Origin of the sequence: Halomonas stenophila, from assembly GCF_014192275.1 — a bacterium.
Lineage (GTDB): Bacteria > Pseudomonadota > Gammaproteobacteria > Pseudomonadales > Halomonadaceae > Halomonas > Halomonas stenophila.
In genome coordinates, this window is sequence record NZ_JACHXR010000016.1 from 59,925 (window position 1) to 75,451 (window position 15,527).

Consider the following 15,527-nt stretch of genomic DNA (forward strand, 5'->3'; position numbering starts at 1 on the left):
TACATCAGCCAGGCTGATAGACACTTCTTCACAAGAACAACCGAAATGGAGATGCCATGAAACGCTCATATACCCCCCTCGTCGCCGGCGTGGCCCTCGCCGCCATCACCGCCAGCACTGTCGCCTCCGCCCAGACCGTGCTGCGTGCCTCCCACCAGTTCCCCGGGGGGCAGGGCGACGTGCGCGACGAGATGGTTCAGCTGATGGCCGAGAAGATCGCCGAGGCCGACGTCGGCCTGGAGATCGAGGTCTATCCTGGCCAGTCGCTGTTCAAGGCGCGTGAACAGTGGGCCGCCCTGTCCCGCGGCCGCCTCGACATCACCTCGTTGCCCCTGGATTATGCCAGCGGACGCCATCCGGAATTCTCCGCCACCCTGATGCCCGGCCTGGTGCGCAACCATGAGCATGCCAAGCGCCTCAACGACTCCGAGTACATGGACATGATCAAGGAGGTCATTCGCGAGGGCGGCGCCCGGGTGCTGGCCGATGCCTGGCTGTCCGGCGGCTTCGCCTCCAGCGAGCGTTGCATCACCTCGCCGGAGACCGTCGACGGCCAGAACTTCCGCGCCGCCGGCCCGGCCTTCGAGGAGATGCTGGAGGGCGCCGGCGCCTCGATCGCCTCCATGCCCTCCTCCGAGATCTACACCGCCATGCAGACCGGGGTGCTGGATGCCGCCAATACCTCGTCGATGTCCTTTGTCTCCTATCGCCTCTACGAGCAGGTGGAGTGCCTCACCGAGCCGGGCGAACACGCCCTGTGGTTCATGTACGAGCCGATCCTGGTCTCCGAGCAGACCTGGCAGAAGCTCAACGAGGAGCAGCAGCAGGCGCTGGCCGAGGCCGGCGAGGCGGCCGAGGCGTTCTTCGCCGAGGAGGCCGCGGCCCTGGACCAGCAGATGGTCGAGGTGTTCAAGGAGAACGGCGTCGAGGTCGTCAGCATGAGCGAGGAGGACTACAACGCCTGGCTCGAGATCGCCAAGGAGACCTCCTACAAGAACTTCGCCGAGAACGTGGAGAACGGCCAGGCGATCATCGACGCCGCCCTCGCGGTCGAGTGACCCAACGCCGACGACACCCTGCTTCCACCGGGCCGCCCCTCGAGGGCGGCCCTCAGCCAGTCTCGGAGCGCCCCATGTCTCACTCCTCCTCTTCTTCCGCGGCCAGCGTCCGCGGTGGACCGGTAGGCGGCTACATCCGCCTGATGGACCAGCTGTCACGCTATGCCGCCTACCTCGCCTCCGTCATGTTCGTGGCCGGCGTGGCATCGATCTGCCACATGGTCTTCGTGCGCTATGTGCTCGGCATGAGCACCAGTTGGCAGACCGAATTCACCATCTTCGCGGTGACAGGCGCCATGCTGATGGGCAGCGGCTACGTGCTGATGACCGGCGGCCACGTGGCCATCACGCTGCTGCCCGACGCCCTGGGCGGCGCTTCTCGCAAGGTAATGCAGCTGATCGCGGGGCTGTTCGGGCTGGCCTTCTGCGCCGCCCTCGCCTACAGCAGCTGGCTCTACGTCGCCGAGGCCTGGCACGGCCAGTGGACCACCGGCACGGTGTGGAACCCGCCGCTGTGGCCGGCGCTGCTGCCGGTCGCGGTGGGTGCCAGCCTGCTGACGCTGCAGTACGTCGCCGAAATCCTGCGCGGGGAGGCCTGACATGGATCCCGTCACGCTTGGCATCATCGTCGCCGTCGCTCTCATCGTGCTGATGGCCATCGGCACCCCCATCGCCTTCGCCCTGGGTGGGGTCTCGCTGCTCGCACTGCTTTATGATCGCGGCCTGCCGGAACTCACCTACTTCGGCGAGACCTTCTTTGACCGCATCGCCGAGTTCGGCTTCGTGGCCATCCCCATGTTCATCCTGATGGGCGCCGCCGTGGCCTCCTCGCCCACCGGCCGCGACCTCTATCGCTCCCTGGACATGTGGATGGGCCGCCTGCCCGCGGGCCTGGCGGTTTCCAATATCGGCGCCTGCACGATCTTCTCTGCGCTCTCCGGCTCGTCGCCCGCCACCTGCGCCGCGATCGGCAAGATGGGGATTCCCGAGATGCGCGTCCGCGGGTATCCGGACGGCGTCGCCGCCGGCTGCATCGCCGCCGGCGGCACCCTGGGCATCCTCATCCCGCCGTCGGTGACCATGATCATCTACGGCATCGCCACCGAAACCTCGATCGGTCGCCTGTTCATCGCCGGGGTGGTACCGGGCTTCATGCTCGCCGGCCTGTTCATGATCTGGACGATCATCGCCTGCAAGCTGGCCGGCGGCTACGCCAGCTCGCTGGTCCAGGGCGCCGATAAGCTGAAGGAGACTGTCAAGGCCAACGTGGATTCCAACCTCAAGGCCGTGGTGCGGGTGCTGCCCTTCCTGGCCGTGGTGGCGGGCATCCTCTTCGCGCTCTACGGCGGGGTGGCCACGCCCTCCGAGGCCGCCGGCGTCGGTGCCTTCTTCTGCCTGGCCCTGGCGATCATCATCTACCGCATGTGGAAGGTGGAGCCGATCAAGCTGATCATGCGCGACTCGCTGCGCGAGAGCGTGATGATCATGCTGGTCATCGCCTGTGCCGAGGTGTTCGCCTATGCGCTGTCCTCGCTGTTCATCACCCAGACCGTGGCCGGCGCCATCGCCGACCTGGAGGTCAACCGCTGGGTGCTGATGGGCATCATCAACGTCTTTTTGCTGGTAGCCGGTTTCTTCCTCCCCCCCGTGGCGGTGATCGTGATGACCGCGCCGATCCTGATGCCGATCATCCTGGCCGCCAACTTCGACCCCTACTGGTTCGCCGTGGTACTGACCATCAACCTGGAGATCGGCCTGATCACCCCGCCGGTGGGCCTCAACCTGTTCATCATCAAGGGCATCGCGCCGGACATCTCGCTGCGCAACATCCTGATGGGCAGCCTGCCCTATGCGCTGTGCATGGTACTGGGGATCATCCTGCTGTGTTTCTTCCCGGGCATCGCCCTGTGGCTGCCCGATCTGCTCATGGGCTAAAGGAGTCGATACCGTGAACATGACCTTCCTGCAGGAACTGTTCAACAACATCACCCAGCGTGACGCCCTGCGACGGCGTCGCCAGGACGATGACGCCTCCCTCGACCATGGCGATCTGGTGGCCGCCTGCCGGGCCCTGCTGGAGAGCGACGGCGAGGCATCGAGCATCGCCCTGGCCAGCCGTGCCCTGGCCATGTACGAGCGTCTCGGTGACAAGCAGCGCCGGCGCTTCTTCGCACGCCTCGCCGAGGAGTTCGCCGCCGAGCCCTCGGCCATCGACGAGGCTTACGCGGCCTACCGCGACGTGCGCGACAACGCCACCCTGGAGGCCCTGTTCGAGGCCTGCGAGCCCAGGCGCCAGGAACTGTTCCGACGGCTCAACCTGCCCAGCGATGGCACCTACTCGCTGGTGCGCATGCGCGAGGACCTGCTCGGCCTGCTGCGCGAGCAGCCGGAGCTGGCGGCCATCGACGCCGACTTCGCCCACCTGTTCGGCTCCTGGTTCAACCGGGGCTTCCTGATGCTCAAGCGCATCGACTGGAACACCCCGGCCTCGATCCTCGAGAAGATCATCCGCTACGAGGCGGTGCACGAGATCCGCGACTGGGAGGATCTGCGTCGACGGCTGGACGCCCGCGACCGGCGCTGCTTCGCCTTCTTCCATCCGGCCATCGGCGACGAACCGCTGATCTTCGTCGAGGTCGCCCTGTGCAAGGGGCTGCCGAACCGGATCCAGCCGATCCTGGCGGGAGAGGAAAGCGGGGTCGACGAGCCCGAGGAGGCCGATACCGCCGCCTTCTTCGGCATCAGCAACTGCCAGACCGGGCTGCGCGGCATCTCCTTCGGCAACTTCCTGATCAAGCAGGTGGTGCAGGAACTCCAGCAGGAACTGCCACAGCTCAAGCGCTTCGTCACCCTTTCACCGGTGCCGGGCTTCGCCCAGTGGCTGGCCGAACGGCGTGACGACGAGAGCCTGCCGGCCACGGTGAAACAGGCCCTGGAAAGGATGCAACACGACGGCTGGCACGAGGACGCCGAGCGTGCCGAGGCGCTCAAGGCCGTCGTGCGCCCGCTGGCCGCCCGCTACCTGGCCGAGGAGAAGAACAGCCGCGGGCTGCCGCTCAACCCGGTGGCACGCTTCCACCTCGGCAACGGTGCCGAGCTGCACCGCATCAACTGGCTGGGCGACGTCTCGGCCAAGGGCATGAAGCAGGCCGCCGGCCTGATGGTCAACTACCTCTACGTGCTCAACGACATCGAGCGCAACCACGAGAACTATACGGCCCACAGAACCGTGGCCTGCTCGAGCGAGGTCAAGGACCTCGTGCGCAAGGCCAGGAAGCAGGCCAAGGGAGAGACAAGCAAATGAGTCATAACCTGTTCGAGACCTTCGCCGAGCGCATGCAGTCCCGCGGCGACGCCGATTTCATCACCACGCGAGAGGGACGCCACTACTCCCACGCCGATGCCCTGACCGAGAGCGCCCGCCTGGCCGGCACCCTGACCGCACTCGGCGTGTCCCCCGGCGATCGCGTGGCGGTCCAGGTCGACAAGAGCCCCGAGGCGATCCTGCTCTACCTGGCCACGCTGCGTGTGGGCGGGGTCTACCTGCCGCTCAACACCGGCTATACCGGCGACGAGATACGCTACTTCCTGGGCGACGCCGAGCCGGCGCTGTTCGTGTGCCGCCCGGCGGCGCTCGACGAGGCCCGCGCCATCGCCGCCGAGACCGGTTGTCCGGCGGTGGAGACCCTGGGCAGCGCCGCCGACGGCAGCCTGATGGACAAGGCCGCCGCCGCCACTCCGCGCGAGGACGTCGTGGCCCGTGAAGCCGACGACCTGGCCGCCATCCTCTACACCTCCGGCACCACCGGCCGCTCCAAGGGGGCCATGCTCACCCACCGCAACCTCGGCTCCAACGCCGAGACCCTGGCCAAGGCCTGGCACTTCAGCGCCGAGGATCGGCTGATCCACGCCCTGCCGATCTTCCATACCCACGGCCTGTTCGTGGCCTGCAACGTCACCCTGATGGCCGGCTCCAGCATGCTCTTCCTGCCGAAGTTCGACGCCGACGTGATCTTCGAGGAGATGCCGCGCGGCACGGTGCTGATGGGCGTGCCGACCTTCTATACCCGGCTGGTGGCCGACGCGCGCCTCACCCCGGAGGTCACCGCCAACATGCGCCTGTTCGTCTCCGGCTCGGCGCCGCTTACCGCCGAGACCCACGAGGCCTTCGAGCAGAAGACCGGCCACGCCATCCTCGAGCGCTACGGCATGACTGAGACCAACATGAACCTCTCCAACCCCTACGACGGCGCCCGCCGTGCCGGCACGGTGGGCATGCCGCTGCCCGGGGTGGAGATCCGCATCACCGACCTCGAGACCGGCGAGGTCGTGTCCCAGGGCGAGATCGGCATGCTCCAGGTGCGCGGCCCCAACGTCTTCATCGGCTACTGGCGCATGCCCGAGAAGACCCGCGAGGAACTGCTGGAGGACGGTTTCTTCATCACCGGCGACCTGGCCATGGTCGACGAGCACGGCTATGTGCAGATCGTCGGCCGCGACAAGGACCTGGTGATCTCCGGTGGCTACAACGTCTACCCCAAGGAAATCGAACAGGTCATCGACGAGCTCGACGCGGTGCAGGAGTCGGCGGTGATCGGCCTGCCCCACCCGGACTTCGGCGAGGGTGTCACCGCCGTGGTGGTGTGCCAGCCCGGCGCCGAGCTCGAGGAGGCCCAGGTGATCGACCACCTGCAGGGCCGGCTGGCCAAGTACAAGCAGCCCAAGCGGGTATTCTTCGTCGATTCCCTGCCCCGCAATACCATGGGCAAGGTGCAGAAGAACGAACTGCGCAAGCGCTTCGACGGCACCTACCGCTGAACAGGCTCCCGCCACTGCCGTGACGGCACCGCTTCGGCGGTGCCGTCGTCGTCCGTGGTCCATGCCTGCCACCACCGCTCGACCCACCGGCCGTCCTGGTCGGGTCATGAAGTCCGACAGGCTCCAGGGACCACAACGAAAGAGGCCGCCCTCGGGCGGCCTGGCAGTTGCTGATGCTGTAGAACACCGCGGTATCGGCGTCAATAGCGAGGCAGAGCGACCTCTTTGGTGGCAGCCACTATACTGTTAGGGACATATGATTCCGGGTTGTTATATACAACATTTGCATACAAGATATAGATGTGTCGAGCCGGAGGAAAAAAAGATGGCCAAGGTTTCCCAGACGCAGCGACTGCGCGACCTGCTGGAGGACGCCATCATCCAAGGGCGCTATCCCCCCGGGGGGCGCCTCGACCCGGAGGCGCTGGAGAGGGAGTACCAGTGCTCGCGCACGCCGGTCCGTGAGGCGATCCAGCAACTGGCGATGTCGGGGATGGTGAGGGTAGTGCCGAAACGCGGCACCTTCGTGACCCAGCTCAGCGTGGCCGAGCTGGTGGAGCGCTTCGAGGTGATGGCCGAGCTGGAGGGCATGTGTGCCCGGCTGGCGGCGCGCCGGATCACCGAGGACGAGCTCATGGGCTTGCGCGAGGCCCATGAGGCCTGCCGCAGGATGGCCGCGGCGGGGGATGCCAACGGTTACTACTACGAGAACGGCGTTTTCCACCAGCGCATCTACGAGGCCAGCCACAATCACTTCCTGGCCCAGGAAGCCTCCCGACTGCATGCGGTGCTGCAGCCCTATCGGCGCATGCAGCTGCATATGCGTCACCGACTCGAACGCTCCCTGACGGAGCACGAGGCGGTGCTGACGGCCATTGCCGAAGGGGATGGGCAACGCGCCGAGGCGGAGATCAAGTCACACGTCCAGATACAGGGCGAGCGCTTCAACGACCTGGTCGCCTCGGTCCAGCAGTTGCAGCAGACCGGCAGCGACTGACCCTACGACAACGGCACCCCGCGGGGTGCCGTTGTCTCGTCGAGGTTCGGGGGTGGCTCGGTGCGGCCAGGCTCGACTACTTCAGGCGCTCGAACACCGTGGCCACGCCCTGCCCCATGCCGATGCACATGGTCGCCAGGCCCAGGGTGGTGTCCTGCTCGCGCATCACGTTGAGCAGGGTGGTGCAGATGCGCGCCCCGGAGCAGCCCAGCGGGTGGCCCAGGGCGATGGCCCCGCCGTGCAGGTTGACCGCCTCGTCCATGCGATCGCGCAGGCCGAGGTCCTTGAGCACCGGCAGCGACTGGGCGGCGAAGGCCTCGTTGAGCTCGACGGTCTGGATATCGTCGATGGTCAGCCCCGCCGTCTTCAGCGCCTTCCTGCTGGCCGGTACCGGGCCATAGCCCATGATCGAGGCGTCGCAGCCCGCCACCCCGGTGGACAGCACCCGGGCGATGGGCGAAAGGCCCAGCGCCTGGGCGCGCTCGGCGCTCATCACCGCCATGCCGCTGGCGCCCACCGACAGCGCCGAGGAGGTGCCGGCGGTCACGGTGCCGCCCCGCGGGTCGAACACCGGCTTGAGCGCGGCCATGCTCTCCAGGCTGGCGTCGGCGCGGATCACCTCGTCGCGATCCACGCGGACCCGGAAGCCACGCTCATCATGCCCCTCGATACCGATGATCTCGTTGTCGAAGCCGCCGTTGTCCAGGGCGGCCTGGGCGCGCTGGTGGGAGCGCACGCCGAAGGCGTCCTGGTCCTCCCGGGAGATGCCGTGCATCTTGCCCAGCAGCTCGGCGGTCAGGCCCATCATCATGGCCGCCTTGGCGGCGTGCTTGCTGGCCGCCGGGTTGACGTCGACGCCGTGGGTCATGGGCACGTGCTCCATGTGCTCGACCCCGCCGATCACGTAGACATCGCCCATCCCGGCGCGGATATTGGCGGCGGCGATGTGCAGCGCGCTCATCGAGGAGCCGCACAGGCGATTGACGGTCTGGGCCGGCACGCTGCGCGGGATGCCGGTCAGGATCGCCGCGTTGCGGGCGATGTTCATGGCCTGCTCGAGGGTCTGGTTGACGCAGCCCCAGATGACGTCGTCGACCTCCCTGGGGTCGAGACCCGGATTGCGGTCGAACAGCGCCTGCATCACGGCGGCGGACAGGTTCTCGGCACGCACGTGGCGGAAGGCGCCGTTCTTGGCCTTGGCCATGGCGGTACGCACGCCGTCGACCACCACGATGTCTCTCGGATTCAAACTCATCTAACTCTCTCTCCTGTAACGTGGTGATTCAGGCCTGCTGGGCATCCTGATAGAACCGCTCGCCGTTGCGGGCCAGCTCGCGCAGCTTGTCGGTGGGGGCGTAGAGCGGCCCCAGTTCCTCGGCCAGCGACTCGGCCTGGGCGACGAAGGCATCGAGGCCCATGGCGTCGATGTAGCGCAGGGCGCCGCCACGGAAGGGCGGGAAGCCGATGCCGTAGATCAGCGCCATATCGGCTTCCGCCGCGCTCCCCACGATGCCGTCCTCGAGGCAGCGCACGGTCTCCAGGCACAGCGGGACCATCATGCGCGCGATGATCTCCTCGTCGCTGAACTCGCGCTCGCCCTCGGCCAGCCCCTCGACCAGGGCGATGGCGTCCTCGTCGACGACCTTCTTCGGCTTGCCCTTCTTGTCTTCCTCGTAGGCGTAGAAGCCCCTGGCGTTCTTCTGGCCCAGGCGGTCGTGGTCGACCATCAGCCGGATCGCGCTCTTGCCGCTGTCGCTGGCCATGCCGCCCATGCGCTCCGGGAAGCCCTCGGCCATCACCTCGCCGGCATGCATCGCGATGTCCATGCCCACCACGTCGAGCAGGTAGGCCGGGCCCATGGGCCAGCCGAACCGCTCCATCACCTTGTCGACGTGCCGGAAGTCGGCGCCCTGCGCCAACAACTGGCTGAAGCCACCGAAGTAGGGGAAGAGCACGCGGTTGACCAGGAAGCCCGGGCAGTCGTTGACCACGATCGGCGTCTTGCCCATCTGGCGGGCGAAGGCCACGGTGGCCGCCACCGCGGCATCGCCGGTCTTCTCGCCACGGATGACCTCGACGAGCGGCATGCGGTGCACCGGGTTGAAGAAGTGCATGCCGCAGAAGTTCTCGGGGCGCTCGAGGTTCTCGGCCAGCCGGGTGATCGAGATGGTCGAGGTATTGGTGGTGAGGACGGTGTCCTCGCCGACGCACTCTTCCACTTCGGCGAGCACCGTCCCCTTGACCTTGGGGTTCTCGACCACGGCCTCGACCACCAGGTCGACATGGGCGAAATCGCCGTAGGACAGGGTCGGGCGGATATTGGCGAGCCTCTCGGCCATCTGCTCGACGGACAGCTTGCCGCGCTCCACCTGCTTGCCAAACAGCTTGCGAGACTCCTTGAGCCCCAGCGCGATGGCCTCCTCCTTGATGTCCTTCATCAGGATGGGCGTGCCCTTGGAGGCGCTCTGGTAGGCGATGCCTCCGCCCATGATGCCGGCGCCCAGCACCGCGGCCTGGTCGATGGCGATGGCCTGCTTCGCGTAGGCGGCGCCCTTCTTCTTGACCACCTGGTCGTTGAGGAACAGGCCGACCAGGTTGTAGCAGACGTCGGTGAGCGCCAGCTTGCCGAAGGCCTTGGCCTCGATGGCCTGGGCCCGGGCGCGCTCCTCGCCGGCGCCCTTCTGGATGACCTTGATGGCCTCGATCGGGGCCGGGTAGTGCGGCCCGGCCTTGCCGGCCACATAGCCCTTGGCGGTCTCGAAGGCCATCATCTGCTCGATGGCGTCGAGCTTGAGCGGCCCGGTCTTCTCGGCGCGGCGCGCCCGGTGATCCAGCTCGCCGGCGTTGGCCCGGGTCAGGATGTCGCGGGCCGCCGCCTCGAGTTGATCGCCAGGCACCACGGCGTCCACGACGCCCATCTTGAGGGCCTCGTCGGCCTTGTTCTCGGTGCCGCCGGCGATCCACTCGATGGCGTTGTCGGCACCGATCAGCCGCGGCAGGCGTACGCAGCCGCCCCAGCCGGGGAGGATGCCCAGCCTGGTCTCGGGCAGGCCGAGCCTGGCGGTCTCGGCCATGACCCGGAAGTCGGTGGTCAGGGTGACCTCGCAGCCACCGCCCAGGGCCAGGCCGTTGATCGCACTGACGGTGGGGAACGGCAGGTCCTCCAGGGCATTGAAGATGCCATGCACCCGCTCGAGCATGGCCTGGATCGCGTCCGCCCCCTTCGCGAACATGCCGTGGAACTCGGTGATGTCGGCCCCGACGATGAAGGCCTCCTTGGCACTGGTCAGGATCAGGCCCTGCAGGCCGGCCTCGGCCCCCAGGGCCGCCACCGCCTGTTCGAGCTCCTGGACCACCGCGGTGGAGAGCTTGTTGACCGACTCCCCCTCGAGGTCGAAGGTCAGGATGGCGATGTCGTCGTCACCACGCGCCACCGTGATGGCGTTGCCTTGATAGATCATCCACGAATCTCCGTGCAGGAATTCATACGGCCGTTTGATTCCGACAGCTTGGTCCAGTCCGGCGACGGCGTCAAGCCCCGCGTCGGCGCTCGGCCGTCGCGGCGCGGCGACTCCCGCCTTCGGGGGCGGACTGGTAGGATGCGGGGATGTCTACCGACCACCACGTTTCCGACCCCGCCGCACCGCCCCCCCGGGGAGCGCGCCTCGATGCCTGGCAGCAACGCCTGGAGCGGCTGGCCGCCCGGGCCCGGCCCTGGAGCTGGTTGTGGCCGCCGGTGGCCTTCGCCGCGGGGGCCGGCAGCTTCTTCCTGGTGGAGCGCCAGCAGTGGCTCGGTGCCATGCTGGCCCTGGCGATGCTGCTGGCCTGGGTACTGTTGCTCTCGGAGAGCCTCATCGGTCGCCTGCTGTCGCGGCGGGGCTATCCGACCCTCCCTCGCGGTGTGACCACCTTCATCGCCCAGATGATCCATCAGGAGACGCTGTTCTTCACCCTGCCCTTCCTGCTGGCGACCACGGTGTGGACCAGCGGCCAGGCAATGTTCACGCTGCTGATGCTGGGCATGGCGATCCTGTCGATCCTCGACCCGCTCTACTACCGCCTGGCCGATCGCCACCGCTGGCTGTACTTCGCCTTCCACGCCCAGTGCGTCTTCCTGGTGGTGCTGGTGGCCCTGCCGACCCTGCTCCACCTGACCACCACCCAGAGCCTGCTGCTGGCCCTGGCCGCCATGGTCCTCTTCAGCCTGCCGAGCCTGATGCACCTGCTGCGCCCCATGACCCGGGGACGCTGGCTGGCCATGCTGGCCCTGCTGCCGCTGCTCGCCGGCGCCGGCTGGGCCGGCCGCCTGTGGGTGCCGCCCGCCAGCCTGTGGCTGTCCGGCCGCGCCCTGTCGCCGAGCTTCGATGAGCAGGCCCGGGCCCCGGAGGGTGGCGTGCGCCTGACGCCCGAGGCGCTGGTCGACCATGGGCTCTATGCCTATACGGCCATTCATGCGCCGCGGGGGTTGCGCGAGGACGTCGTCCACGAATGGCGTCACGAAGGCAAGCTGGTCGACCGCATTCCCCTGGTGATCAAGGGCGGTCGCGAGGCGGGATATCGGGCCTGGACCCACAAGCAGAACTTCCCCGAGGCGGTGCTGGGGAACTGGCGGGTCGACGTGATGACCGCCGGCGGGCAGCGCATCGGCGTGCTGCGCTTCCGGGTCAGCGAGACGGCGGAGCGGGCGACCCTGGCCGACGGCCGGATCCAGGCCCCGCCGGGGCTTCCCGGTCTCGACCTGCGCCGCTTGATCGCCCGTCCCGCCGAGTCGCCGGCTCCCGACAGCGAGAAGGACACGCCGCCGGCCACGCCGCGCGAGGACGGCGCCGGCACGCCCTGAGGGCGTCACTTGCATTACACGCTAACGCTCCGGACAATCCAGCCAGGCTTTCCCGCAATGCAGAGTCCCATGCATCAGAACATCGGCTTCCAGCTTGCCCGCGTGCCACGCCTGTGGCGCGCCATCATCGACCGGCGCCTGGCTCCGGAGGGGCTGACCCAGACCCGCTGGGTCACCCTCTACCACCTCTGGCGACTGGGCGATGACCAGCCCCAGTGCGACCTCGCCCGGGCCATCGGCGTGGAGGCCCCCTCCCTGGTGCGCACCCTCGACCAGCTGGCCGAGCAGGGGCTCATCGAGCGACGCCCCTGCGACCAGGATCGGCGTACCAAGCGCATCTTCCTGACCCAGGCGGCCATGCCGCTGCTCGAGCGCATCGATGCCGTGGTCACCCAGGCGCGCCGGGAGATGCTCGCCGGCCTCGCCGACGAGGAGGTGGCGCAGCTCAGCGAGCTGCTGTCGCGGATCGAGGCCAACGGCATGGCGATCCAGGCCCGCGAGGAGCCCTGAGCCCGCCGGCGATGCCGACGGTCCGGCGGGATCAGGCCCGCGGCGAGCGCAGGCGGCGGTGGGCCTCGGGGCGGTCCGGCCGCCCGGCCAGGCTGTCGCGCAACTCGGCGAACTCCGTCGCCAGCGCCTCCAGGGTCGCGATGTCCAGCGACTCGTCCCACCACAGGGTCAGCGCCGCCGCCCCCGACTCCACCACCAGCGCATCCTCCGGCAGCCGCGCCAGCAGCGCCGCCAGCCGCTGCTGCGCGGCGCTCGGCAGGGGTCGCAGGGGTTCCAGCCGCCAGCGCCAGCCGGCCTGGCAGGCCCTCAGGGCCTGGCTGGCGACGGCATCCCGCACCAGCACGAAGTCCGGCCCCGGCCGCTGGGCGGGATAGGGCCAGCGATAGGCGGGCAACAGCTCGCCGCCATCGTGCAGCGGCGAGTTCTCGAGGCGCACGATGACCCCGGCGCGCCTGGCGGCCTCGCGCAGGCCGATCTGCCGCTGCTGTCGCGGACTCGGGCGCAGCCACATGGCCGGGGCGAACACCAGCCCCATGACCCCCAGGATGATCAACCAGACCATAACCGTTTCCTGTTCGCAGTTTGATGCAAGTCGTTGTCGTGGCTCGCCAAGCGTCCTAGAGTGGAAGGCATTCCACCAGCCGTTGGACACCCTGCCGGAGGCAATGCCATGAGCAACGAGTATCGTCACGTCCTGGTCGCGGTCGACCTGACCAAGGACTCCCACAAGGTTCTGGAGCGCGCGATGCAGATCGCCGACCGCAACCAGGCCAGGCTCTCCATCATGCATACCCTCGAACCCCTTGGCTTCGCCTACGGCGGCGATATTCCCATGGACCTGACCAGCATCCAGGATCAGCTCGACGAGCACGCCAAGCAGCGTCTCGCGGAGATCGCCGATCCCCACGTGGCCAAGGAGAACCAGCACGTGGTCGTGGGCATGCCCGATACCGAGATCCATCGCTTCGCCGAGGAGCAGGACGTCGACCTGATCGTGGTCGGCTCCCACGGCCGTCACGGCTTCGCCCTGCTGCTGGGCTCCACCTCCACCGGGGTGCTGCACGGCGCCAAGTGCGATGTCCTGGCGGTGCGTGTCGGCAAGGAAGGCGAGGCCGAGGAGTAATCCTCTCTATCTTCAATTCTTCCAGGTCCGAGGAAGCGAAGGATTCGCGTGACGAGCGAAGATAAGTAGGCCGCCGCCGGAGCGCAGAAACCGCAGTGTAGCCTGCTACATGAGGATTCCGAGCACCGCCGGCGGTCAAGATATCGAGCGCAGTAGCGAATCGTCGCTTACTCCCCGGCCGCCATCGCCTCCAGTTCCATCCACCGCTCCATGGCGGTCTCCAGCTCGGCCTGCTTGTCGTTCAGGGCCTGGAGGGTCGCGGTGACGGTCTCGCTGTCCTGCTGATAGAAGGCCGGGTCGGCCACCCGCGCCTCGACGTCGGCCACCTCGCCCTCGAGGCGCTCGATCGCCGCGGGCAGGGTATCGAGCTCGCGCTGCAGCTTGTAGGAGAGCTTGACCCGCTTGGCCGCCGCCGGGGTCGCCTCGGTCACCGGCCTGTCGGGCTCGGCCGTGGCCGGCGCCGCCTCGGCGCTGGGCTCGGCCCCCTGGCGAGCCGCGCCCTCCCAGGGGGCCGGCGGCAGCTTGCCGCCCTGGCGCACCCAGTCGCTGTAGCCGCCCACGTACTCGCGGACCCGGCCCTCACCCTCGAAGGCCAGCACGCTGGTCACCACGTTGTCCATGAAGGCCCGGTCGTGGGAGACCAGCAGCAGGGTACCGTCGAAGTCGAGCAGCAGCTCCTCGAGCAGCTCCAGGGTCTCGACGTCCAGGTCGTTGGTGGGCTCGTCGAGCACCAGCACATTGGCCGGCTGGGTGAACAGCCTGGCCAGCAGCAGGCGGTTGGACTCGCCGCCCGAGAGCGCCTTGACCGGCTGGCGGGCGCGTTCGGGGGTGAACAGGAAGTCCTGCAGGTAGCTCATCACGTGGCGGTCGCGCCCGCCCACGGTGACCCGGTCGCTGCCCTGGGCGACGTTGTCGTAGACGGTCTTCTCGGGCTCCAGGCCAGCGCGCAGCTGGTCGAAGTAGGCCACCTGCAGCTTGGTGCCCATGCGCACCTGCCCCTCGGTGGGCGCGAGCTCGCCGAGCAGGATCTTGAGCAGGGTGGTCTTGCCGGCGCCGTTGCGGCCGATGAAGCCGATGCGGTCGCCGCGCTGGATCTCCAGGCTCAGGTCGCGGATCACCGTCTCGTCGCCGTAGCGCTGGGTGACGTGCGACAGCTCCACCACCCGCTTGCCGCTGCGCTCGCCGGTGTCCACCGAGAGGTTGGCACGGCCCTGGCGCTCGCGACGCTCGCCGCGTTCGCGACGCATCTGCTGCAGGGCGCGCACGCGGCCCTCGTTGCGGGTGCGCCGCGCCTTGATGCCCTGACGGATCCAGGCTTCCTCCTGGGCCAGCTTCTTGTCGAACTCGGCGTGCTCCCGGGCCTCGACCTCCAGCTCGTGGGTCTTCTGCTCCTGGTAGCGGGCATAGTCGCCGGGATAGCGACCGAGGCGGCCGCGGTCGAGTTCGAGGATCGCCGTGGCCAGCTTGGACAGGAAGGCCCGGTCGTGGGTGATGAAGAGTACCGCGCCGTTGAAGTCGGCGAGCTGCTCCTCCAGCCAGGCGATGGTGTCCAGGTCCAGGTGGTTGGTGGGCTCGTCGAGCAGCAGCAGGTCGGGCTCGGCGACCAGCGCCCTGGCCAGCGCCACTCGACGCCGCCAGCCACCGGAGAGGTCGGCCATCTCGGCATCCTCGGGCAGGCCCAACCGGGTCAGCACCACGTCGATCCGCTGGTGGAAGGACCAGCCGTCGATGGCCTCGATGCGGGTCTGCAGCCTGGCCATGCGCGCCATGTCCGGATCATCCTCGTGGATCAGATGATGATACTCGGAGAGCAGCTCACCGGCCTCGGGGAGGCCCTGGGCCACCACGTCGAAGATCGTCTGGCCGGAGGCATCGGGCAGGTCCTGGGCCAGCACGCCGATCTTCAGCCCCGGCGCACGCCAGATGCTTCCGCCATCGGCCTGGACCTCCCCCGCCACGATCTTCAGCAGGGTCGACTTGCCGGTCCCGTTGCGGCCCACGAGCGCCAGGCGCTCACCCTTCTCCAGCACCAGATCGGCGCCATCGAGGAGCACCTGGGGACCGTAGGCCAGTTGCAGCTGTTCCAGACGTAGCAGGGTCACGCGCTCACCTCTTGGTTCATCGAGGACGCCAGTGTAACGCATGGCCGGCCCGCCGTGGCCCCACCCCACCTCTCCCGGG

Annotated in this window: 13 protein-coding genes; 9 read left to right on the top strand and 4 right to left on the bottom strand. The window is 68.2% G+C overall.

Annotation, left to right across the window (positions count from 1 at the left end; translation table 11 throughout):
- Positions 1 to 56: 56 nt before the first annotated feature.
- The 6 genes from dctP to FHR97_RS18615 all read left to right on the top strand — a co-directional run bounded on the left by dctP (position 57) and on the right by FHR97_RS18615 (position 6,873).
- A complete protein-coding gene (dctP, locus tag FHR97_RS18590) occupies positions 57 to 1,058 on the top strand; it encodes a TRAP transporter substrate-binding protein DctP (RefSeq protein WP_183385292.1) in 1,002 nt (333 codons plus the stop codon).
- Positions 1,059 to 1,132: 74 nt separating this feature from the next.
- The gene (locus FHR97_RS18595; RefSeq protein ID WP_183385293.1) at positions 1,133 to 1,657 is read left to right on the top strand and encodes a TRAP transporter small permease subunit; all 525 of its coding nucleotides are present in this window, start codon (positions 1,133 to 1,135) and stop codon (positions 1,655 to 1,657) included.
- 1 nt (position 1,658) lies between these two features.
- Positions 1,659 to 2,993, top strand: coding sequence for a TRAP transporter large permease (locus FHR97_RS18600; protein ID WP_183385294.1), 1,335 nt, complete (start codon positions 1,659 to 1,661; stop codon positions 2,991 to 2,993).
- Between the two features lie 13 nt (positions 2,994 to 3,006).
- Entirely contained in the window at positions 3,007 to 4,362 is a 1,356-nt protein-coding gene (locus FHR97_RS18605; RefSeq protein WP_183385295.1) for a malonyl-CoA decarboxylase domain-containing protein, read from the top strand.
- Positions 4,359 to 5,876 (top strand): malonate--CoA ligase, encoded by a 1,518-nt coding sequence (locus FHR97_RS18610; protein ID WP_183385296.1) that lies wholly within the window; start codon positions 4,359 to 4,361, stop codon positions 5,874 to 5,876. The genes FHR97_RS18605 and FHR97_RS18610 overlap by 4 nt, the downstream gene beginning before the upstream one ends.
- Before the next feature lie 325 nt (positions 5,877 to 6,201).
- The gene (locus FHR97_RS18615; RefSeq protein ID WP_183385297.1) at positions 6,202 to 6,873 is read left to right on the top strand and encodes a GntR family transcriptional regulator; all 672 of its coding nucleotides are present in this window, start codon (positions 6,202 to 6,204) and stop codon (positions 6,871 to 6,873) included.
- Between the two features lie 76 nt (positions 6,874 to 6,949).
- Here the strand turns inward: FHR97_RS18615 and fadA are convergent, their stop codons facing one another.
- Positions 6,950 to 8,128, bottom strand: a complete 1,179-nt coding sequence (gene fadA / locus FHR97_RS18620; RefSeq protein WP_183385298.1) for an acetyl-CoA C-acyltransferase FadA — start codon at positions 8,126 to 8,128, stop codon at positions 6,950 to 6,952.
- Between the two features lie 28 nt (positions 8,129 to 8,156).
- Entirely contained in the window at positions 8,157 to 10,334 is a 2,178-nt protein-coding gene (fadB, locus tag FHR97_RS18625; protein WP_183385299.1) for a fatty acid oxidation complex subunit alpha FadB, read from the bottom strand.
- Positions 10,335 to 10,480: 146 nt separating this feature from the next.
- On the opposite strand from fadB, the gene FHR97_RS18630 reads away from it, so the two are divergent.
- Positions 10,481 to 11,713: a DUF5924 family protein gene (locus FHR97_RS18630; RefSeq protein ID WP_183385300.1), complete on the top strand. Its 1,233-nt coding sequence runs from the start codon at positions 10,481 to 10,483 to the stop codon at positions 11,711 to 11,713.
- Between the two features lie 69 nt (positions 11,714 to 11,782).
- Positions 11,783 to 12,223, top strand: a complete 441-nt coding sequence (gene slyA, locus FHR97_RS18635) for a transcriptional regulator SlyA (protein ID WP_183385301.1) — start codon at positions 11,783 to 11,785, stop codon at positions 12,221 to 12,223.
- A 31-nt stretch (positions 12,224 to 12,254) separates the two neighbouring features.
- On the opposite strand, the gene FHR97_RS18640 is transcribed toward slyA, so the two are convergent.
- On the bottom strand, positions 12,255 to 12,785 hold the full coding sequence (locus FHR97_RS18640) for a preprotein translocase subunit YajC (protein ID WP_183385302.1): 531 nt from the start codon (positions 12,783 to 12,785) through the stop codon (positions 12,255 to 12,257).
- Positions 12,786 to 12,893: 108 nt separating this feature from the next.
- On the opposite strand from FHR97_RS18640, the gene FHR97_RS18645 reads away from it, so the two are divergent.
- Positions 12,894 to 13,346, top strand: a complete 453-nt coding sequence (locus tag FHR97_RS18645; RefSeq protein ID WP_183385303.1) for a universal stress protein — start codon at positions 12,894 to 12,896, stop codon at positions 13,344 to 13,346.
- Positions 13,347 to 13,513: 167 nt separating this feature from the next.
- Here FHR97_RS18645 and FHR97_RS18650 read toward each other — a convergent pair whose 3' ends face one another.
- Entirely contained in the window at positions 13,514 to 15,448 is a 1,935-nt protein-coding gene (locus tag FHR97_RS18650) for an ATP-binding cassette domain-containing protein (protein ID WP_183385304.1), read from the bottom strand.
- Positions 15,449 to 15,527 lie beyond the last annotated feature (79 nt).

Coding starts and splice junctions, on each gene's coding strand:
- FHR97_RS18640 (WP_183385302.1), bottom strand. CDS start 12,785: ATGGTCTGGTTGATCATCCTGGGGGTCATGGGGCTGGTGTTCGCCCCG.
- fadA (WP_183385298.1), bottom strand. CDS start 8,128: ATGAGTTTGAATCCGAGAGACATCGTGGTGGTCGACGGCGTGCGTACC.
- FHR97_RS18595 (WP_183385293.1), top strand. CDS start 1,133: ATGTCTCACTCCTCCTCTTCTTCCGCGGCCAGCGTCCGCGGTGGACCG.
- FHR97_RS18610 (WP_183385296.1), top strand. CDS start 4,359: ATGAGTCATAACCTGTTCGAGACCTTCGCCGAGCGCATGCAGTCCCGC.
- FHR97_RS18615 (WP_183385297.1), top strand. CDS start 6,202: ATGGCCAAGGTTTCCCAGACGCAGCGACTGCGCGACCTGCTGGAGGAC.
- FHR97_RS18600 (WP_183385294.1), top strand. CDS start 1,659: ATGGATCCCGTCACGCTTGGCATCATCGTCGCCGTCGCTCTCATCGTG.
- dctP (WP_183385292.1), top strand. CDS start 57: ATGAAACGCTCATATACCCCCCTCGTCGCCGGCGTGGCCCTCGCCGCC.
- FHR97_RS18645 (WP_183385303.1), top strand. CDS start 12,894: ATGAGCAACGAGTATCGTCACGTCCTGGTCGCGGTCGACCTGACCAAG.
- slyA (WP_183385301.1), top strand. CDS start 11,783: ATGCATCAGAACATCGGCTTCCAGCTTGCCCGCGTGCCACGCCTGTGG.
- FHR97_RS18630 (WP_183385300.1), top strand. CDS start 10,481: ATGTCTACCGACCACCACGTTTCCGACCCCGCCGCACCGCCCCCCCGG.
- fadB (WP_183385299.1), bottom strand. CDS start 10,334: ATGATCTATCAAGGCAACGCCATCACGGTGGCGCGTGGTGACGACGAC.